Raw genomic sequence first — 18706 nt, 5'->3', positions numbered from 1 at the left:
ATCGTACATTGATATAAGCGCGTTGAAAAAGGGGCGTGAATCCATTTCCGGTGGATTCACGCCCCTTCTGTGTGCCCAGGGTGTCTGGTTAGCTCTTCGCTTCTAGACAAGCGTCAGAACATCAGGGCGCTAGTTCCGCTCCCCTATTCAGCGATGAGGCGCGCGATGACTTCGGGGAGCATCTGCGCGACGCGGGTTGCGGGTGCCGGGCCGGGCAGAGCGTCCTTGACGCTTCCGGTGGCACTGGCGCGTGCTGCTTCACCGTGTAGGTAGACTGCGAGCGCGCCGATGGAGGCGAAGGTGCAACCTTCTAGAGCTTCTCCGCGAGCGTCGAAGGCGGCTACAGTTTGGGCGAGCAGGGCACCGTAGATGCCGGTGAGGGTGTCGCCGCTGCCTGCGGTGGCGAGCCAGGGGCTTCCTCCAGCAACGCTGTAGGTGGCGCCGTTGGGTGCCGCGATGAGCGTGTAGCCGCCCTTGAGCATGACGGTGGCACCGGAAAGTTCGGAGGCGGCACGCACCCAGCGGAAGGGCTCTGCGTCGATATCCTTGCGGCTGGGTACGATGGCGTCGCCCAGGTGCTTCTTCCAGGTTTCGGGGGCGAGCTCGTGCACGATGCGCAGGAACCGTTCGAGCTCTGCGGCATGCGGGGTGAGGATCTTGTGGAAGCCGAGGGGCTTGCCGGTTGCCAGGTATTCTGCCGCCAGGTCGCAGGCGCCCGCGTCGAGGATGGCGGGTTCGGGCGAGTGGAGCAGGTAGCGGTTCTTATCCAGCGAGTCGTGGCTAGAGCCGGAGCCGCCAGCCCAGACGGTGACCCTCTGCAGGGCGGGGGCGCCGCTGAAGTAGACGGTTTCGGGGTTGTGGGCAATCATGAGCTGGCGTAGCTCGTGAGAGTTGGCGTTGAAGCGGACCATGCCCACGCCGGTGTTAAGGGCTGCGCGTACACTCATGAGGGCGGCGCCGGGGTATTCGAGGCTTCCGGTGAGCATGCCCAGTACGCCGCGGGTGTACTTGTGGGAGTGCTCGTCGGGTACTTCGATGAGTTCGCGGTAGTCTTCGCGGTCGAGAACGCGCAGGGCGGGCTTGTGCGTGTTGAGGGCTTCGGGTACGCCCAGGTCGTAGAGCTTGATGTCTCCGGAGTGGACGCTGTGGCAGGTGCCTGCCGGTAGCTTGTGGCCGATGAAGGTGACGGTGCGATTGGCGCGCAGGGAGGGTTCGTGCACGGTTCCGCGGTTGTTGTCGACTCCGGAGGGGGTGTCTACTGCGAGGACTGCGCCGAGCTTACCGTCGAGCTGCGCTGCACGGAGTACGCCCAGGTATTCGCCGGCGCCACCGCGTACGGCGCCGCTGGAGCCGGTACCGAGGATGCCGTCAATGGTCAGGTCGTAGCCGGTAAGGTGTTCGAGGGTGTGTTCGGGGTCGAGTACGCGGGTACCTTCGCCGCCTTCGCGGGCGATGAGTTCGAGGTTCTTTTCGCTGGGGTCGAAGATGACTGCGTCAACGCGGTGGCCCTTGGCGCTGAGACGGGCGCCGGCGTAGATGGTGTCTGCGCCGTTGTTGCCCGGGCCGATGAGGAGCAGGATTTTGGCGTTTTCTATGCCGTGGAGCAGCTCCTGTGCTTCGGCTGCGACGGCATCTGCGGCGCGTTGCATGAGGTAGCCGTCGTAGTCGGCGGCTTCGATGTAGGGCTTTTCTGCTTCGCGTACCTGGGAAGCAGTGTAGATGAGCTTCATTGCTGTCTCCTTGGGTGGCACCGTGCGGGCCTTAGGGGTCACCGGGTGTGGTGTTGGTGTGACTCTACGTTAGTCGTCGGTGTTGTCACCGGCGATGACGCTGAGTCGGTAGCTTTCGGGGTTGAACTTTTGCAGGTGCGCCAGTTCTGCGTCGCTGAGGTATTCGGCGGTTGCGATGGCGATGGCCATGGGTTCGTCGTGGGTCAGCGAGAGGTGAATGCGGTTGATGCCGAGTTCTTTGGCTCGGCGGGCGATGGTGCCCTGAATGATGAGGTAGGGCTGGCCGCTTTCGGCAGTAGCTACTTCGCAGTCTTGCCAGTTGAGTCCGGCGGGTGCTCCGAGTACTTTTGCGACTGCTTCTTTGGCGGCAAATCGTACGGCTTGGGAGCGTACGTTCCGGGTGCGTTCGTTGGGGGTGAAGACGCGGCGGACGAAGGCTGGTGTTTCGGTGACAATTCGTTCGAATCGTTCAATGTTGACGGTATCTACGCCGATTCCCATGATCATGAGTTTCACCTTTTACGGTAGGGGTGGTGACCGCGTCCTGTTTGCGGTTTCTCTTGTTTTAAGTCTAGCGAGATTCGTTTCTTTTAGGTGGGATAGCGTCAAATATGACGCATGGTTGATGTCTGTTTCACAGCGTCATTTGTGTTGGCTACTCCACGAATAACCGCCCGATTAAACGACAAGGGCGGTGGTTGAATTCTCTAAGAACTCAACCACCGCCCTTTCGTTATCGCTGAGGCGATTTCCGAGGATTACTCCTAAAGATTACTCCACGGTCACGGACTTTGCGAGGTTACGCGGCTGGTCAACGTCCAGACCCTTAGCTTCTGCCAGTGCGCATGCGAAAATCTGCAGGGGCACGGTTGCCAGCAGGGGCTGCAACAGCGAGGGGCATGCCGGGACGGTGATGAGGCGGTCTGCGTAGGGCTTGACGGCCTCGTCGCCTTCCTCGGCGATGACGATGGTGAAGGCGCCGCGAGCGCGCACTTCCTGGATGTTGGAGACGACCTTGCCGTGCAGGGAGTCGCGACCGTTTGCGGAGGGAACCACCACGATAACCGGCTGGCCTTCATCAATCAGTGCGATGGGGCCGTGCTTGAGCTCGCCTGCTGCGAAGCCTTCAGCGTGGATGTAGGTGATTTCCTTGAGCTTGAGTGCGCCTTCCATTGCGACGGGGAAGCCCACGTGGCGGCCGAGGAAGATCACGGAGGAGGCATCCTTCATTTCGACGCCCAGTTCCTTGACCTGGGTGTCGTTGTCGATGACCTTCTGGATCTTTGCGGGCATGTTCTGCAGCTCGGCGAGGATCGAAGCGATTTCGTCCTTGTACTTGTTGCCGCGCAGCTGTGCCAGGTACAGGCCGAGCAGGTATGCTGCGGTGATCTGTGCCAGGAATGCCTTGGTGGATGCCACTGCGATTTCGGGGCCTGCGTGGGTGTACAGGGCAGCGTCGGATTCGCGGGGCAGGGTCGAGCCGTGGGTGTTGCAGATGGAGATAACCTTTGCGCCCTGTTCGCGTGCGTGGCGCACTGCCATCAGGGTGTCCATGGTTTCACCGGACTGCGAGAGTGCCACGATGAGGGTCTTCTCGTTCACGATGGGGTCGCGGTAGCGGAACTCGTGTGCGAGCTCAACCTCGGTGGGGATGCGGCACCAGTGCTCGATGGCGTAGCGCGCCACCTGGCCTGCGTATGCTGCGGTACCACATGCGACGACAATGATCTTGTCGATCGAGCGCAGCACCGAGTCGTCGATGTTCAGCTCGTCGAGGGTGAGGTTGCCGTTCTCGTCAAGGCGGCCCATGAGGGTCTGCTCGACGGCTGCGGGCTGCTCGTGGATTTCCTTCTCCATGAAGGAGTTGTAGCCGCCCTTTTCGGCTGCTGCTGCGTCCCATTCGATGTGGAAGGGCTTGCCCTCTGCGGGGTTGCCTTCGAAGTCGATGATGGAGTAGTCGGTGCCGGTGATGGTCACGATCTGGTCCTGACCCATTTCGACGGCTTCCTTGGTGTAGTCAATGAACGCGGAGACGTCCGAGCCGAGGAAGTTCTCGTTCTCGCCCAGGCCGATGACCAGCGGGGAGTTGCGGCGGGTTGCCACAACGCGGTCCGGGTGGTCGGCGTGGATAGCCAGGATGGTGAACGCACCTTCCAGGCGGTTGGATGCTACGCGTACTGCCTCGGTGAGGTCACCGGTACCGAGCTTGTTGTAGATGCTTGCAATGGTTGCTGCAGCTACCTCGGTGTCGGTCTGAGATGCGAACTCTACACCTTCGGCGAGCAGCTCGGCGCGCAGTTCTGCAAAGTTTTCGATAATACCGTTGTGTACGACGGCGAGGCGGCCGTTGTCGACAACGTGGGGGTGAGCGTTGTTGTCAGTGGGTCCACCGTGGGTTGCCCAACGGGTGTGACCGATACCAATCTGGGAGTCAGGCAGGGGGTGTTCCTTGACCTCGTTCTCAAGGTTCAGGAGCTTACCAGCCTTCTTACGGAATACGATGCCGTCGGGGCACACGAGTGCCACGCCAGCAGAGTCATAGCCGCGGTATTCCTGGCGGCGCAGACCTTCGAGGACCACATCGTATGCGTTGTGGTCAAACTTGTTACCGTCCGGAGCAGTGTCCAGACCTACATATCCTACGATTCCACACATGCTATAAGTTTATCCCACAAGTATCCGAATATGTGCACGGTGAAATACCGTTATACGTCACGTTTAATGTGGCTTTCCTGGCTTTTTCAGGTTTTACCCTTTTCTTTCCATACATTTATTTCTTCAGACGTACCGTGAGAGTAGATATTTTCCCCACGGGCTGAAAGTTCGTACACTTAGATAAATGAGCACCGCACCGTATTTTTCTGGCGATGACCGCTTCATGCATCTTGACCGTTCCCGCTGGTCGCACCTAGCCGATGAGATTTCTGTCCCCCTCAGTGCTGAGGAAATTGAGTCTCTTCGTGGTCTGGGTGAAACTGTCGACCTTGAGGAGGTGCAGCGTATTTATCTGCCGGTTTCTCGTCTTCTTAACCTGTACGTGACTGCTGCTTCTTCGTTAAACCATATGACGAATGATTTTCTGCATGTGTCTCAGCGCCGTGTCCCGTTCATTATTGGTGTGGCGGGTTCTGTCGCTGTGGGCAAGTCGACGACGGCTCGTATTTTGCAGGCTCTTTTGAGTCGCTGGCCTTCGACTCCGAAGGTGCAGTTGGTAACTACGGATGGTTTCTTGTACCCGAATGCGGAGCTTCAGCGTCGCGGCATTATGCACCGCAAGGGTTTCCCGGAGTCTTATGATCGCCGTGCCCTGTTGAATTTTGTGTCGCAGGTGAAGTCCGGTGCCGAGCGTGTGGTGGCGCCGAAGTATTCGCACCTGTATTACGACATCATGCCGGATGAACATATTGAGGTCACCGCACCGGATGTTCTGGTTCTTGAGGGTTTGAATGTTTTGGCGCCTTCTCAAGCTGAGGGTCCGGAGACTTCCGATCTGACGCTGAGCGATTTCTTTGATTTCTCTATTTATGTGGATGCCCGCACTGAGGATATTGAGCGCTGGTATGTGAATCGTTTCTTGACTCTGCGTTCTTCGGCTTTTGCGAATCCGGAGTCGTATTTCAAGCGTTATGCGGAGCTGAGCGATGAGCAGGCGGTTGAGGTAGCGACCGGCATTTGGAAGAGCGTGAATGAGCCGAATCTGGTGCAGAATGTTTTGCCGACTCGTGCTCGTGCGCATTTGATTCTGCAGAAGGGTGCCGAGCATACCGTGGAGCAGGTTCTTCTGCGTAAGAACTAGAGGTTCTTTAGGTTTTTAGTGTTCGTGTGCGGCTTTTAGCCGGTATTGTGGTGCATTCTAGTAGAAGGCGCCGGAGGCTCCACTCCCTCGCGGGGTGGGTTTAGGCTTCCGGCGCTTTTTGTTTGCATCTACGCCATGATGAGGAGTTATTGTGAAGTCCCTGCACCGTACGTCTACTGCTCAGGAGTCTCTTAATAGTTCTGCGGTTAATAGTTCTGCGGTTAATAGTTCTGCGGTGAACCGCCGCACCCTCTTGGGTGCCGCTTTGGGGGTTGGCGGTACCGCACTATTGGCGGCTTGTGCTTCGCAGGGTCAGGGTGCCTCCTCTTCATCTTCTGCAGCGAGCGCTTCTGCTTCTGAGTCTGCGACGGCTTCGGCGGCTTCTTCTAGTGCCTCTTCCACTGCGGCGGCCTCTTCTACCGCACCCTCCCCTATTGCTTCTGCGACCAGTGCTTCTGCCAGCGCTTCGGCTTCTGCGAGCGCGTCTTCTTCCCCGTTGGCTCTTGCTCAGCCTAGTGTTGAGTCTCAGCCGGACTCGTTGCGTTGCCTCGTGAATAAGATGCGTCCCTTTGCGCAGCAGGATTGGGAGCCGAGTGACCTGGTGGAGTTCTACGGTCATCAATTGCGTGCTGAGGCGGCTAAGGCGGCGGACACGATGATTGATGCGGCGGCGACCGACGGCGTGACCCTGCTTGTATCTAGCGCGTATCGTTCGTATGCGGTGCAGCAGCAGACCTATCAGTATTGGGTTTCGGTGAACGGCCAACAGGTGGCGGATCAGTTGTCGGCTCGTCCCGGCTATTCGGAGCATCAGACGGGTTTGGCGATTGATTTTGCTTCTCCTGAGGGTTGCCGATTGGAGGAGTGTTACCGCGATACGCTGGCTGGTCAGTGGTTGGTGAAGAATGCTCCGCGTTACGGATATATTTTGCGTTTCCCTGATGGCCGCCAGTCGGTGACGGGTTACCTTTTTGAGCCGTGGCATTACCGTTATGTGGGTGTTCAGATTGCCCAGGAGTATATGTCTTCGGGCGCGAAGACTTTTGAGGAGTTTATCGGTACGGGTGCGGCACCCGATTATGCAAGTGCGAACTAGGGTCTGAGCTAAGCTTTCAGCCTTGCCCGGTGCGTCGAGTGGTGATGTGCATCGTATTTCTAGCTTCCGTGCCGGGCATAAATAGGCACAGCAGATGCATATTTTTTCGCGTACACGCCGCGTAAATCCGCGGTTTTTCGCAGGTTTCAGAGATTTTTACTCACCTTTATGTGACCTAGACCTTAAGTATTGGGCACCGCGGACCCACTGTGAAGAAAAACACATGCTTTACGGTGAAAATTTTCTCAGAATATGGCATTTTCTGAGGTGAAAAGGCGCTATTCTATATCTCATGCTTAAGGGTTTTAAAGATTTTGTAATCCGCGGTAACGTCATCGACCTCGCAGTTGGTCTGATTATGGGTACCGCCTTCACCGCTGTGGTGACCTCGCTTGTCCAGGCTGTCCTGATGCCGGCTATCTCCATGCTGGTTGGCTCCCCCAACTTCGACAACTTCCTGGTCTTCGGCCAGATCAAGGTTGGCGTGTTCCTGACCGCTATTGTCAACTTCATCCTGATTGCAGCTGCTGTCTACTTCGCAGTTGTTGTGCCCACTCAGAAGCTGACTGAACTCGCGCTGGCTAAGAAGAAGGCTGAAGACGAGGCTATTGAAAAGGAAGAGACCGAGCTTGACCTCCTCAAGGAGATCCGCGACGCTCTGGCAAAGAAGTAATTTCTCTGCTCTCTAACACTAACTTTCAAACCCCCGTATCCCCTGTGGATACGGGGGTTTTCCGCATTCTCTTTTTCCCCCCCCCTACACCCGCTCAAGATAACGAAGAAGGGCTGGGAAGGTGTTACCTTCCCAGCCCTTTCTCTATCCTCCACTGCGGTCTTCGCGCCGGAAGAGAATACGTTTAGAGTGCCAGTTCCTTAGCCACAACGTCAGCCAGCTGCTGAGCAACCTCATCAGCCTGTTCCTGGGTTGCGGCTTCAACCATCACGCGAACCAGAGGCTCAGTGCCGGATGCACGCAACAGCACGCGGCCGCTCTCACCCAGTACGCCTTCAGCCTCGCTCACAGCGGTGGCGAGCGCCTCGTTGGTCTTGACCGCCGCACGGTCAACGCCCTTGACATTGATCAGGCGCTGCGGGGTGGGCTGCATGCGGGATGCCAGCTCCGAGAGGGTCTGACCGCTACGAGCCACCTCTGCAGCCAGCTGGATGCCGGTCAGAACGCCGTCACCGGTGGTTGCGTAGTCACTCATGATGACGTGGCCGGACTGCTCGCCACCGAGGTTGTAGCCGTGCTCGCGCATGGACTCGAGGACGTAGCGGTCGCCCACAGCGGTGCGGCCGAGGGTAATACCGTGCTCGCGCAGGTACAGCTCCAGGCCCAGGCTGCTCATCACGGTTGCGACGAGGGTGTCCTTTGCGAGCTTGCCTTCGCGCTTAGCAGCAACAGCAAGGATAGCCATGATCTGGTCGCCGTCTACCAGGTTGCCCTTTTCGTCAACTGCCTGGCAACGGTCGGAGTCGCCGTCGTGGGCGATGCCGAGGTCCGCGCCGTGCTCAACGACTGCTGCCTGCAGCTTCTCGGGGTGGGTGGAGCCCACGCCGTCGTTGATGTTGGTGCCGTTGGGCTCTACAGCCAGTGCGATAACCTCTGCACCCAACGCTTCGAAAGCTGCGGGAGATGCTGCGTATGCCGCACCGTTTGCGCAGTCCAGAACAATCTTCTTGCCTGCGAGGGGCTTGCCTTCGGGCAGGGTGGAGACCAGGTGCTTCACGTAAGCCTCGGTACCGTTCTCCAGGGGCTTGACGGTACCCACAGCACCACCGGTCGGGTAGCGGAAGGACTTCTCACGGTAGACGCGCTCAATGGCGTCCTCAACGGAGTCTTCCAGCTTCTGGCCGCCTCGGGCCAGGAACTTAATACCGTTGTCCGCTGCGGGGTTGTGCGATGCAGAAATCATCACGCCGAAGTCAGCACCGGTGTGTGCCACCAGGTAAGCTGCTGCGGGGGTGGGGACAATGCCGGCGTCCAGCACGTCAACACCTGCGCTAGCGAAGCCAGCCTTCATCGCAGAGACAATAAAGTCTGCAGAGGATCGGGAGTCATTTGCGATCACGGCGCGGGGGCGTACACCCTCTTCTACCGTGTCAAAGCCCAGAACAATAGAAGCCGCCTGCGCGAGCTCCATAGCCAGGGCGGGAGTAATTACATCGTTTGCCAGACCGCGTACGCCGTCGGTTCCAAAAAGTCGTTCAGTCACCCTTTTATTTTACGATGCGCATAACTCTGCTAAGGCTCATACACTGTAAATTCTTCAGAATCAGAAAGTGATTTTCAGCGGCTACATATCTGCTTCATAGCTAGGTGTTGCGTAAAAGCGCGAAGGCGCCTGTTCTCCGTTCCCGGGGCTGGGAAAAGAGAGACAGGCACCTTCACAGTGCAAGCTGTTTGGCGGTTTTATCGCCGCAGGGTTGAGTTGTTGCTCTCCCCTATCTATCAACGCTTACTTGACGACCGGGAAGCCGTCGGGAGAGTCACCGGACTCATCCTCGAAAACGTCCGATGCAGAGCGGACGATCAGCGAGTCGAGCTCGCCCACGACTGCCTCATCCTTGGAGGGGTAGTCGAACTGGGTGAGAACGTAACGCATTGCTTCCAGACGTGCGCGCTTCTTGTCGTTGGACTTGATAACGGTCCAGGGGGCGTCACCGGTGTGGGTGTAGAAGAACATTGCTTCCTTCGCCGCGGTGTAGTCGTCCCACTTGTCCAGGGATGCCAGGTCAGTGGGGGAAAGCTTCCACTGACGAACCGGGTCGGTACGGCGGGAGGTGAAGCGTGCGAGCTGCTCTTCGCGGGTGACGGAGAACCAGAACTTGATGATATGAATACCGGAGTTCACCAGCATGCGCTCCAAGTCCGGAACTTCGCGCATGAATTCGAAGTACTGTGCCTGGGTGCAGTAGCCCATAACGCGCTCAACACCGGCACGGTTGTACCAGGAGCGGTCCATCAGGACGATTTCGCCGCCGGAGGGCAGGTGCTTAATGTAACGCTGGAAGTACCACTGAGTCTGCTCGATATCGGTCGGCTTCTCCAGTGCCACAACGCGAGCACCACGGGGGTTCAGGTGCTCGGTGAAGCGCTTGATGGAGCCACCCTTACCCGCTGCGTCACGGCCTTCGAAGATGATGAGAATCTTCTGACCGGTGGACTTAGCCCAGAGCTGCAGCTTCAGCAGCTCAATCTGCAGGGCACGCTTTTCCTTCTCGTATGCCTTACGGCTGAGCTTGGTGTCGTAGGGGTAACCCTTCTTCCATGCCTGCGAGGTTTCGTCGTCCTTCTTGTCCTTGCCGAGGGCGCGGGTGAGGGAAGCCATTTCGTCCAGCTCTGCCGAGTAGTCTTCGACAACGGAGGTGCGGCGTGCCTGGGGCTTCAGGGCTTCCTTGATGGCTTGTTTCTTCTCAGAACCGGTGTGTGCGTGTGCGCCTTCAGCGGCGTGCTGGTGGGCTTCAGTCTGAGGAGCCTCCACTGCCTTCTTTTCGGGCTGGGTGGAGGGATTCTGCTCTGCCATGAGTACTCTTTTCTTCCTGTCTGCTTTGACTCTTTAACTCTACCGGTGTGCTCTTCGATGAACAAACGTAACAGTTATATGCACCCTATAACCTTGTAACGCTCACGGTGAGTAGATACGCAAAACGCCCCGAATCTCCCGAAGGAGAAGCGGGGCGTAACGCTTCGTAAAAACCAGCGATTAACGCTTGGAGAACTGCGAAGCCTTGCGTGCCTTCTTAAGACCAGCCTTCTTACGCTCGATGACGCGTGCGTCACGGGTCAGGTAGCCAGCCTTCTTCAGTGCGGGGCGGTTGTTCTCGCGGTCGATCTCGTTCAGTGCACGAGCGATACCCAGGCGCAGAGCACCTGCCTGACCGGAGGGGCCACCGCCGTTGATGCGTGCGATGACGTCGTATGCACCCTCGAGCTCCAGGAGCTTGAAGGGCTGGTTGACGTCCTGCTGGTGCAGCTTGTTGGGGAAGTAGTCTTCCAGGCTACGACCGTTGATGGTCCAGTTGCCGGAACCGGGCACAACGCGAACGCGTGCCACTGCTTCCTTGCGGCGACCAACTGCTGCGCCTGCAACGGTCAGTGCCGGACGTGCTGCCTTAGCCGCTGCGGGGGCAGCGGACTCCGAGGTGTAGCTGGTCAGCTCTTCCTCGACTACGATCTGCTCTTCGTTCTGAGCCACGATTTCTCCTATTGTTTCTTCGTAGGCCCGAATTACTGGGCGACCTGGTTGAATTCGTAGGTCTTGGGCTGCTGTGCCGCGTGCGGGTGCTCGGGGCCAGCGTAGACCTTCAGCTTCTTGAGCTGCTGTGCAGCAAGCTTGTTCTTGGGCAGCATGCCCTTAACAGCCTTCTCAACCGCGCGAACGGGGTTGGTCTCAAGCAGCTCTGCGTAGTTCACGGACTTCAGACCGCCGGGGTAACCCGAGTGGCGGTATGCACGCTTCTGCTCGAGCTTTGCACCGGTCAGGGCGACCTTCTCAGCGTTCACGATGATAACGAAGTCACCGGTGTCAACGTGGGGAGCAAAAGTCGGCTTGTGCTTACCGCGCAGCAGGATAGCGGTCTGGCTTGCGAGGCGGCCGAGAACAACGTCGGTGGCGTCAATGACGTGCCACTGGCGCTCGACTTCGCCGGGCTTGGGAGTATAAGTGCGCAAAATATTGGCCTTTGTCTCGAAATGTACATACGGCGCTTAGTTGGGTATCGCGCCTTTTACTTACGTGCATGACGAACACCCGGGTGAGGACCGAGCTACCGCCCGTTCTGCCCGTACTCTAGACCGCCTTAACGTCCTGCAACTAGACAGCGATTTAGAGCGCGCTCGGGTAGAACACGCACAACATATCAAGACTATACAGGACGTCGAGTGCTTAATCCACCGCCAAAGCCTTAAAAATAGGGCTTTTTTGCCTTAAACACATTTTAAATTCCATCCGTGTAATTCACCTGAGGTAGTTGCGCTCCCCCGCGACGCTTCACGGCGCATGAGCAACGTGACGGGGCTCAATATATACAGGGCGTTAAGCGCTCTGTGCTTCGTAGTCCTCGCGCTTTGCTCGAGCACGTTCCGCCTGCTCTCCATACAGCTCCGGGGCAGGGTAGTAAATCTCAGCTAGTGCCAGAGCATGCGGAGGCGCCAGAGTCAGCGAGGCCTCGCGTCCCGGGTTCTCGATCCGCTCACGTAACCAGGCGGCGTCACGTTTACCCGTGCCGTAGAGCACCAGCGCGCCCACGAGTGAACGCACCATGTGATGGCAGAAGGCATCAGCCACCACACGCACCTCAATAAGGCCACTTTCAGTACGAGTGAAGCTAAGCTCTCGCAGCTCACGAATCGTGGTCGCGCCTTCACGCGGCTTGCAGAAGGAGAGAAAATCACGCAGGCCGAGTAGTTGCTGCGCCGACTGGTTAAGATCAGCACAATCCAGGTGCTCAGGTACCGCCCAGGTGTAGGTACGGTGCAGAGGATTAAGACCGTCCGCCGCGCCATCTGCGATGCGATATACGTAGCGGCGACCGGTAGCCGAGAAGCGCGCATCAAATTCAAAAGAAACTTCGCTCACGCGGTGAATCTGAATAGCGCCCTGCAGAATACCGCGAACGTTCTTCGGCAAGTTCAACTGCTCTTCCGCATCGTAAAGACAACGCTGAAGAGCGCCGGTGAGGCGGCGGCCCAGGGCAGCCGTCGGGTCGTCCTCCCCAGTTCGACCTTGCAGGCGAGTCCAATCCTCATCGTTCAAATCGCAATGCAGGGTCTGGGCTTCCGCATGCACACCGGCATCGGTTCGGCCCGCGACCACCACGCGGTGAGGCGCCCGCAAAATCAGTTCAAGGGCGTTCTCAATGACCCCCTGCACGGTAACTAGGTTCGGTTGGGCAGCCCACCCGCTAAAAAGAGAACCGTCGTAGGCACAATCAATGCGCACGCGGTGCGTAGCAGTGAAGGGCTGCGCTTCGTGATTCTCTAAAGCAGTAGCGTTATGCACTGGTATGCCTTTCAGCGGTAACGGACGGTTGAAGAATACGGGCCGGCTCTTGTATAGCGAATACGCCAAGAACCGTCTCCTCGTTAAGTATGCAGATACACCAATCCGCCGCCCACAGCAGTGGACGGCGGATTGACATATTTTAGGCTTAGCCTAAATCAGCTGGGATCCGTATTACTCGGAAACCTTCTGTGCTGCTGCGCCACCTGCGGGGGCGTAACCTGCAGCCTCTGCCGACTCAGCGGAGTCGAACCAGATTTCAGCCTTGGTGCTGGAGTACCAGCGGGAACCGGGCACGTGGTACTTCATGGAATCGGCGTTACCCTTAACCTCGAAGCCCTCGGGAGCCTCGCCGGACTCCAGGGGTGCGTGGGAACCTGCGGGCAGGCCCTCGGCTGCTTCAGCCTTGGGAGCCTCAGCTGCCTTCTCAGCAACCTTGGTTGCCTCAGCAACTGCACCCTTGGTTGCAACGGGCTCCATGACGAGCTCGATGACTGCCATGGGAGCGTTGTCGCCCTTACGGTTACCGATCTTGATGATGCGGGTGTAACCACCGGGGCGCTCTGCCATTGCCGGAGCAATAACGGTGAAGAGCTCGTGCACGACGGACTTGTCGGTGATGGAACGCAGCACGCGACGGCGAGCAGCCAGGTCGCCCTTCTTACCGAAGGTGATGAAGCGCTCTGCCACCGGACGCAGGCGCTTTGCCTTGGTCAGGGTGGTGGTGATGCGCTTGTGCTGGAACAGCTGCGCCGACAGGTTGTTGAGCATGTGGCGCTCGTGGGTCGGGGAACCGCCGAGGCGGGGACCCTTAGTGGGAGTAGGCATAGTTAAATCTCCATAGTTGCGTTCCCTAACGCCCCAGCAGCGGAGCCTCTTAGGGAATCAAGTTTGACTGATCCCGGTGGAACCGGGTGAACTATTCGGTCGAAATTATTCGCCGGAACCGTCTTCGTCATCAAGCGGGCGTGCAGCAGGCTCGAAACCGGGAGGGGAGTCCTTCAGAGCCAGGCCGAGCTCGATGAGCTTTGCCTTGACCTCGTCAATGGACTTAGCACCGAAGTTACGGATGTCCATCAGGTCAGCTTCACTGCGGGTCACGAGCTCACCCACGGTGTGGATGCCCTCGCGCTTGAGGCAGTTGTAGGAGCGGACGGACATGTTCAGGTCCTCGATCGGCAGTGCCAGATCAGCGGCCATGGACTCGTCGGCGGGCGACGGGCCAACTTCGATACCCTCAGCTGCAATGTTCAGCTCACGTGCCAGGCCGAAGAGCTCGACCAGGGTGCTGCCTGCAGAAGCAACGGCGTCACGCGGTGCGATGGCTTCCTTGGTTTCGACGTCCAGGGTCAGGCTGTCGAAGTCGGTGCGCTGCTCAACACGGGTCGCGTTCACGCTGAAGGTAACCTTCAGAACCGGGGAGTAGATGGAGTCAACCGGGATACGGCCAATCTCGCCATCGCCGACCTTGTTCTGAGCTGCAGTCACGTAGCCGCGACCGCGCTCGATAACCAGCTCAGCGTTGAAGTTTGCCGAGGCGTTCAGGGTTGCCAGGTGCAGTTCCGGGTTGTGGATCTCCACGCCAGCGGGAACCTCGATGTCGCCTGCGGTCAGTTCACCTTCGCCCTGCTTGCGCAGGTAGGCCACGACGGGCTCGTCGTTCTCAGAAGAGATGGAGAGCTTCTTGATGTTCAAGATGATCTCAGTGACGTCCTCGGTCACGCCGGGAACGGTGCTGAACTCGTGCAGTACACCATCAATGCGGACGCTGGTAACAGCGGCGCCGGGGATGGAGGACAGCAGAGTACGGCGGAGGGAGTTACCCATGGTGTAGCCGAAACCGGGCTCCAGAGGCTCGATGGTGAAGCGCGAGCGGTTGGGCGCTACGACCTCTTCAGTCAGAGTGGGGCGCTGTGCAATAAGCACTTTGTTTCCTTTCGGTGAGCTCCGCTATATGAGCCCACAGGTTGGGGAAAACATATCTTAGGAAGCAGACGGGTGTCTGTACTCTCCGGGTACAGCTCCGTGGAGCGTACCCGTCGAGGGATTAGGTCAGGGACCTAATTAGACGCGGCGGCGCTTCGGGGGACGGCAACCGTTGTGTGCAACGGGGGTAACGTCCTGAATCGAACCGACCTCGAGGCCTGCAGCCTGCAGGGAGCGGATTGCGGTTTCGCGACCGGAACCGGGACCCTTGACGAACACGTCAACCTTGCGGACGCCGTGCTCCTTGGCGCGGTTTGCAGCAGCCTCAGCAGCCAGCTGTGCGGCGTAGGGGGTGGACTTACGGGAGCCCTTGAAGCCCATGTCGCCAGCGGAGGACCAGGAGATCACTGCACCGGTGGGATCGGTGATGGAGACGATGGTGTTGTTGAAGGTCGACTTGATGTGAGCCTGACCAGCAACGATGTTCTTGCTAACCTTGCGGCGGTTGGTCTTACGAGCTGCCGCAGCGCGAGTCTTGGGAGGCATTTTTGATTCTCCTACAAAGGTTTTCTAATACGTTGGTCGGATAAAGATATCCAACAGAGCAACGTTGCTTACTTCTTCTTACCTGCGACGGTACGCTTCGGGCCCTTGCGGGTACGTGCGTTAGTCTTGGTGCGCTGACCGTGAACCGGCAGGCCGCGGCGGTGGCGCAGGCCCTGGTAGGAACCGATTTCAACCTTACGGCGGATGTCAGCTGCAACCTCGCGGCGAAGATCACCTTCAACCTTGTAGTTGCCTTCGATGAAGTCACGAAGTGCCACGAGCTCCTGGTCGGTCAGGTCCTTGACGCGGGTGTCAGGGTTGACGCCGGTAGCAGCGAGGGTTTCGTGTGCACGGGTCTTGCCCACGCCGTAGATGTAAGTGAGAGCAACTTCCACGCGCTTTTCGCGGGGAATATCAACTCCAGCGAGACGTGCCATACTGGCTTCTCCTTGTTGTTTTCCAGAGGTCTATAGCATCACTGCCCGGGTTGTTCTGACCCGGTCCCCGGCCTCTGAGTCCGGAGGTATCCGAAGTCGCCTCGTGGGCGTTGCTTCGGAGCGGTGCCTATGACAATTCCGCCCTCTGTTGGGGCGGTTATGAAGTCAGCTACTAGGGATTAGCCCTGGCGCTGCTTGTGGCGCGGGTTTTCGCAGATCACCATGACCACACCGTGACGGCGGATCACCTTGCACTTATCGCAGATCGGCTTAACGCTCGGCTTGACCTTCATCGCATTCCTTTTGATTGCAACTTGATTACTGGCGAGATAAGAGGTTCCCTCACTTACGTTGGGGAACTGCGTTATCCCTTTGAACACGATTTAAACGCCGCCAGGGGCGACGTTTATCTCGGGTTTACTTGTAACGGTAGACGATACGACCTCGGGAAAGGTCGTAGGGGCTCAGTTCCACTACTACTCGGTCCTCAGGCAGGATGCGAATGTAGTGCTGACGCATCTTGCCCGAGATGTGTGCGAGAACCTTGTGGCCGTTATCCAGCTCAACACGGAACATCGCGTTGGGCAGAGCTTCAACCACAGAGCCTTCAATCTCGATGACGCCGTCTTTCTTAGCCATATCCTCCGCTAACGTCGGTGCCCGTCGCAGGTGCGGCGGGCAATTGTATCTTCTGTTTGTGAGCTCACCTCGGTGAGGCGCTAGGGCGTTTTAAGGCGCACTTAACACTGGCACAAACAACCAACTGTTAACTCTACGGCAAAGAGCATGGAAAAACAACCGTGATTTTTATGACATCAGGCACTTAATGTTTAAAAGGAAGAAGCCCCTCCCCCGCGTTCCTGAAAGTCTTAATGACTTCCCTCCGCAGGAAAGGGGCACCGTTCACCGGTGGCAGCTCAACTGCTTAGTCTTCCTTAGCAGCCAGCTGACCGCATGCACCATCAATATCGGAACCGCGAGTATCACGAATAGTCGTCGGAATACCGTGGGCACGCAGACGCTCCACAAAGTTCTGCTCAACGCCCTTACGGGATGCCGTCCACTTTGAACCCGGGGTCGGGTTCAGCGGAATCGGGTTCACGTGCACCCAGCCACGGCCGCGCTGCGCTAGCTTCTTTCCGAGCAAATCCGCACGCCAGCCCTGATCGTTAATATCGCGAATCAGCGCGTACTCAATGGAGACGCGGCGGCCGGTCGTACGGTAGTAGTCGTACGCAGCGTCCAGAGTCTCGTCAACCTTCCAACGCTGGTTAATCGGGATTAGCTCATCACGCAGCTCATCATCCGGAGCATGCAGAGACAGCGCCAAAGTAATGGGCAGCTTCTCCAGCTCAAACTTACGAATGCCGGGCACCAGACCCACGGTCGACATGGTCAGACCACGAGCAGAAATACCGAGGCCCTCGGGCGAAGGGTCAATCAGGCGGTGCACAGCGCCCATGGTTGCCTTGTAGTTAGCGAGCGCCTCACCCATACCCATGAAGACAATGTTGGAAACACGCAGCGGACGAGTATCCTCAGAACCACCTTCTGCTTCTTCCAGGCCCTTCATCTGCTTCAGGTAGCGGGCACCGGCAACGACCTGCTCCACAATTTCAGCGGTGGACAGGTTACGGGTCAAACCCTGCTGACCGGTCGCACAGAAGGGGCAGTTCATGCCGCAGCCAGCCTGCGAAGAGATACACATGGTCACGCGGTTGTCATAGCGCATGATGACGGACTCGATGAGCGCGCCGTCAAAGAGGCGGTGCACAACCTTCAGGGTGTCGCCGCCGTCAGCCTCGAGGGTACGGACCGGAGTCAGAAGCTGGGGCATTGCCTGAGCAACCATCTGCTCGCGATCCTTAGCCGGCAGGTCAGTCATCTCTGCGGGGTCAGTGACCAGACGCTCAAAATAGTGCTTGGACAGCTGGGACGCACGGAAGGACTGGTAGCCCAACTCCTTCAGAAATTCGCGGCGACCAGCCATATCGAAGTCAGCGATGTGCTTGGGCGGCTTCGCACGGCGCGGTGCTTTCAGGGCAATCTGGCCTGGTGCGGGGCGAACGTTCGAGATTTCAACCGGCACCTTGGTCGAAGCGGGTGCAGTGACCTCGCCGCTATTGAGAGTTTCGCTCATGGAGCTTCTTCCTTGTGATGTGGATGCTTTCGGATGCGCTGTCACGCACCGGACCGGATTCGCCGGTTTCTTCGGGTGGAGGTGAGGGTTGCTAAAGGTTGGTTCCCCTCCCCCAGTGGTGGGACTTAGTCGGGGATCGGAACCGGGGTTACGCCGAAACGAGCAAGTTCGCTTGCCCCGCCGTCTTCTGCGGTCAGAACCCAGATACCTTCGCTGTGCACGGCAACGGAGTGCTCCCACTGGCATGCATCGGAGCCGTCAACGGTCACAACAGTCCAGTCATCGGAGAGCACCTTAGTCTCGATGGAACCGGTAACGAGCATCGGCTCGATAGCGAAAGCCATTCCGGGCTTGATCTTCGGGCCCATGTCACGCACAGCGTAGTTCAGCACGTCCGGTGCCATGTGCATCTGGGAGCCGATACCGTGACCCACGTAGTCTTCAATGATGCCGTACTTATCGCCGTATTCTTCGGTCACGTACGCTTCAATGGCAAGACCAATTTCGCCGACCTTCTTTGCGGTTGCCAGAGCGGCAATACCGTGCCACATTGCCTCGCGGGTAACGGCGGAGAGCTCCGCGCGGGCTTCGCTCACATTGCTACCGACCAGCACGGTACGTGCCGAGTCGCCGTGCCACTGGCGGTTGGTGGCGGGGTCGATAACGTATGCGCCACCGTCGATGGAGAGAATGTCGCCGTCCTTGAGCACGTAGTCGCCGGGGATACCGTGAACGACCTCGTGGTTGACGGAGGTGCATACGGTTGCCGGGTAGTCGTAGTAGCCATAGAAGTTGGAGGTGCCACCCAGTTCCAGCATGGTGCGTTCAAAGGCGGCGTTCACCTCTGCGGTGGTTACGCCGGGGCGGGCTGCCGCCACTGCCGCATCGAGTGCACGGCTGGTAATGACGCCTGCACGAGCCATCTGCTGAAGCTGTGCATTGGTTTTGATTTCGACTCGTGCCATTCTGGCTCCTTAGGTATGTGGGGCGGTATGCCCAAGCTTAGAACTCTACAGACAGCACTGTACCC

Annotated in this window: 19 protein-coding genes; 3 read left to right on the top strand and 16 right to left on the bottom strand. The window is 58.3% G+C overall.

Features of this window, described 5'->3' with window-relative positions; all coding sequences use genetic code 11:
• Positions 1 to 143: 143 nt before the first annotated feature.
• The 3 genes from HMPREF2999_RS03260 to glmS all read right to left on the bottom strand — a co-directional run bounded on the left by HMPREF2999_RS03260 (position 144) and on the right by glmS (position 4385).
• Positions 144 to 1730, bottom strand: coding sequence for a bifunctional ADP-dependent NAD(P)H-hydrate dehydratase/NAD(P)H-hydrate epimerase (locus HMPREF2999_RS03260; protein WP_070675872.1), 1587 nt, complete (start codon positions 1728 to 1730; stop codon positions 144 to 146).
• Between the two features lie 69 nt (positions 1731 to 1799).
• On the bottom strand, positions 1800 to 2237 hold the full coding sequence (locus HMPREF2999_RS03255; RefSeq protein ID WP_049338091.1) for a holo-ACP synthase: 438 nt from the start codon (positions 2235 to 2237) through the stop codon (positions 1800 to 1802).
• 264 nt (positions 2238 to 2501) lie between these two features.
• Positions 2502 to 4385 carry a glutamine--fructose-6-phosphate transaminase (isomerizing) gene (gene glmS / locus HMPREF2999_RS03250; RefSeq protein ID WP_049338090.1) on the bottom strand — a complete coding sequence of 628 codons (1884 nt, stop codon included), beginning with the start codon at positions 4383 to 4385 and terminating at the stop codon, positions 2502 to 2504.
• Between the two features lie 184 nt (positions 4386 to 4569).
• Between glmS and coaA the strand changes: the two genes are divergently transcribed.
• The 3 genes from coaA (at position 4570) to mscL (ending at position 7295) form a co-directional block, all read left to right on the top strand.
• Positions 4570 to 5526 carry a type I pantothenate kinase gene (gene coaA / locus HMPREF2999_RS03245; RefSeq protein ID WP_070675874.1) on the top strand — a complete coding sequence of 319 codons (957 nt, stop codon included), beginning with the start codon at positions 4570 to 4572 and terminating at the stop codon, positions 5524 to 5526.
• 151 nt (positions 5527 to 5677) lie between these two features.
• The gene (locus tag HMPREF2999_RS03240) at positions 5678 to 6622 is read left to right on the top strand and encodes a M15 family metallopeptidase (protein ID WP_070697709.1); all 945 of its coding nucleotides are present in this window, start codon (positions 5678 to 5680) and stop codon (positions 6620 to 6622) included.
• Between the two features lie 292 nt (positions 6623 to 6914).
• Positions 6915 to 7295, top strand: a complete 381-nt coding sequence (gene mscL, locus HMPREF2999_RS03235; RefSeq protein ID WP_049327571.1) for a large conductance mechanosensitive channel protein MscL — start codon at positions 6915 to 6917, stop codon at positions 7293 to 7295.
• A 184-nt stretch (positions 7296 to 7479) separates the two neighbouring features.
• On the opposite strand, the gene glmM is transcribed toward mscL, so the two are convergent.
• From glmM to map, 13 genes are all read right to left on the bottom strand, one after another.
• A complete protein-coding gene (gene glmM, locus HMPREF2999_RS03230; protein ID WP_070599032.1) occupies positions 7480 to 8838 on the bottom strand; it encodes a phosphoglucosamine mutase in 1359 nt (452 codons plus the stop codon).
• A 243-nt stretch (positions 8839 to 9081) separates the two neighbouring features.
• The gene (ppk2, locus tag HMPREF2999_RS03225) at positions 9082 to 10149 is read right to left on the bottom strand and encodes a polyphosphate kinase 2 (protein ID WP_070675879.1); all 1068 of its coding nucleotides are present in this window, start codon (positions 10147 to 10149) and stop codon (positions 9082 to 9084) included.
• Between the two features lie 180 nt (positions 10150 to 10329).
• Positions 10330 to 10821 carry a 30S ribosomal protein S9 gene (gene rpsI, locus HMPREF2999_RS03220; protein ID WP_005505036.1) on the bottom strand — a complete coding sequence of 164 codons (492 nt, stop codon included), beginning with the start codon at positions 10819 to 10821 and terminating at the stop codon, positions 10330 to 10332.
• A gap of 32 nt (positions 10822 to 10853) precedes the next feature.
• The gene (gene rplM, locus HMPREF2999_RS03215; RefSeq protein WP_005505035.1) at positions 10854 to 11297 is read right to left on the bottom strand and encodes a 50S ribosomal protein L13; all 444 of its coding nucleotides are present in this window, start codon (positions 11295 to 11297) and stop codon (positions 10854 to 10856) included.
• Positions 11298 to 11661: 364 nt separating this feature from the next.
• Positions 11662 to 12627: a tRNA pseudouridine(38-40) synthase TruA gene (gene truA, locus HMPREF2999_RS03210; protein ID WP_070675881.1), complete on the bottom strand. Its 966-nt coding sequence runs from the start codon at positions 12625 to 12627 to the stop codon at positions 11662 to 11664.
• 174 nt (positions 12628 to 12801) lie between these two features.
• The gene (gene rplQ, locus HMPREF2999_RS03205) at positions 12802 to 13455 is read right to left on the bottom strand and encodes a 50S ribosomal protein L17 (protein WP_005505032.1); all 654 of its coding nucleotides are present in this window, start codon (positions 13453 to 13455) and stop codon (positions 12802 to 12804) included.
• 105 nt (positions 13456 to 13560) lie between these two features.
• Entirely contained in the window at positions 13561 to 14553 is a 993-nt protein-coding gene (locus tag HMPREF2999_RS03200) for a DNA-directed RNA polymerase subunit alpha (protein WP_005505031.1), read from the bottom strand.
• A 138-nt stretch (positions 14554 to 14691) separates the two neighbouring features.
• Positions 14692 to 15099, bottom strand: coding sequence for a 30S ribosomal protein S11 (gene rpsK, locus HMPREF2999_RS03195; protein ID WP_005505028.1), 408 nt, complete (start codon positions 15097 to 15099; stop codon positions 14692 to 14694).
• A 68-nt stretch (positions 15100 to 15167) separates the two neighbouring features.
• Entirely contained in the window at positions 15168 to 15536 is a 369-nt protein-coding gene (gene rpsM / locus HMPREF2999_RS03190; RefSeq protein ID WP_005505026.1) for a 30S ribosomal protein S13, read from the bottom strand.
• Between the two features lie 179 nt (positions 15537 to 15715).
• Positions 15716 to 15829 carry a 50S ribosomal protein L36 gene (gene rpmJ, locus HMPREF2999_RS03185; RefSeq protein ID WP_004005257.1) on the bottom strand — a complete coding sequence of 38 codons (114 nt, stop codon included), beginning with the start codon at positions 15827 to 15829 and terminating at the stop codon, positions 15716 to 15718.
• A 124-nt stretch (positions 15830 to 15953) separates the two neighbouring features.
• Positions 15954 to 16175, bottom strand: coding sequence for a translation initiation factor IF-1 (infA, locus tag HMPREF2999_RS03180; RefSeq protein WP_005505018.1), 222 nt, complete (start codon positions 16173 to 16175; stop codon positions 15954 to 15956).
• A gap of 286 nt (positions 16176 to 16461) precedes the next feature.
• A complete protein-coding gene (gene rlmN, locus HMPREF2999_RS03175) occupies positions 16462 to 17676 on the bottom strand; it encodes a dual-specificity RNA methyltransferase RlmN (protein ID WP_005508405.1) in 1215 nt (404 codons plus the stop codon).
• Positions 17677 to 17801: 125 nt separating this feature from the next.
• Positions 17802 to 18641, bottom strand: coding sequence for a type I methionyl aminopeptidase (map, locus tag HMPREF2999_RS03170; protein ID WP_049327568.1), 840 nt, complete (start codon positions 18639 to 18641; stop codon positions 17802 to 17804).
• Positions 18642 to 18706: the final 65 nt, after the last annotated feature.

The organism is Rothia sp. HMSC066H02 (assembly GCF_001814995.1).
In the GTDB taxonomy this organism is placed as follows: Bacteria; Actinomycetota; Actinomycetes; order Actinomycetales; family Micrococcaceae; genus Rothia; species Rothia mucilaginosa.
The sequence above is the reverse complement of the archived record's forward strand: the minus strand, read 5'-3'. Positions and strand labels throughout refer to the sequence as shown.

Bases quoted from the DNA above. Each gene is read 5' to 3' on its own strand.
- HMPREF2999_RS03260 (WP_070675872.1), bottom strand. From the start codon at position 1,730: ATGAAGCTCATCTACACTGCTTCCCAGGTACGCGAAGCAGAAAAGCCC.
- HMPREF2999_RS03255 (WP_049338091.1), bottom strand. From the start codon at position 2,237: ATGATCATGGGAATCGGCGTAGATACCGTCAACATTGAACGATTCGAA.
- glmS (WP_049338090.1), bottom strand. From the start codon at position 4,385: ATGTGTGGAATCGTAGGATATGTAGGTCTGGACACTGCTCCGGACGGT.
- coaA (WP_070675874.1), top strand. From the start codon at position 4,570: ATGAGCACCGCACCGTATTTTTCTGGCGATGACCGCTTCATGCATCTT.
- mscL (WP_049327571.1), top strand. From the start codon at position 6,915: ATGCTTAAGGGTTTTAAAGATTTTGTAATCCGCGGTAACGTCATCGAC.
- ppk2 (WP_070675879.1), bottom strand. From the start codon at position 10,149: ATGGCAGAGCAGAATCCCTCCACCCAGCCCGAAAAGAAGGCAGTGGAG.
- rplQ (WP_005505032.1), bottom strand. From the start codon at position 13,455: ATGCCTACTCCCACTAAGGGTCCCCGCCTCGGCGGTTCCCCGACCCAC.
- rpsK (WP_005505028.1), bottom strand. From the start codon at position 15,099: ATGCCTCCCAAGACTCGCGCTGCGGCAGCTCGTAAGACCAACCGCCGC.
- rpsM (WP_005505026.1), bottom strand. From the start codon at position 15,536: ATGGCACGTCTCGCTGGAGTTGATATTCCCCGCGAAAAGCGCGTGGAA.
- rpmJ (WP_004005257.1), bottom strand. From the start codon at position 15,829: ATGAAGGTCAAGCCGAGCGTTAAGCCGATCTGCGATAAGTGCAAGGTG.
- infA (WP_005505018.1), bottom strand. From the start codon at position 16,175: ATGGCTAAGAAAGACGGCGTCATCGAGATTGAAGGCTCTGTGGTTGAA.
- rlmN (WP_005508405.1), bottom strand. From the start codon at position 17,676: ATGAGCGAAACTCTCAATAGCGGCGAGGTCACTGCACCCGCTTCGACC.
- map (WP_049327568.1), bottom strand. From the start codon at position 18,641: ATGGCACGAGTCGAAATCAAAACCAATGCACAGCTTCAGCAGATGGCT.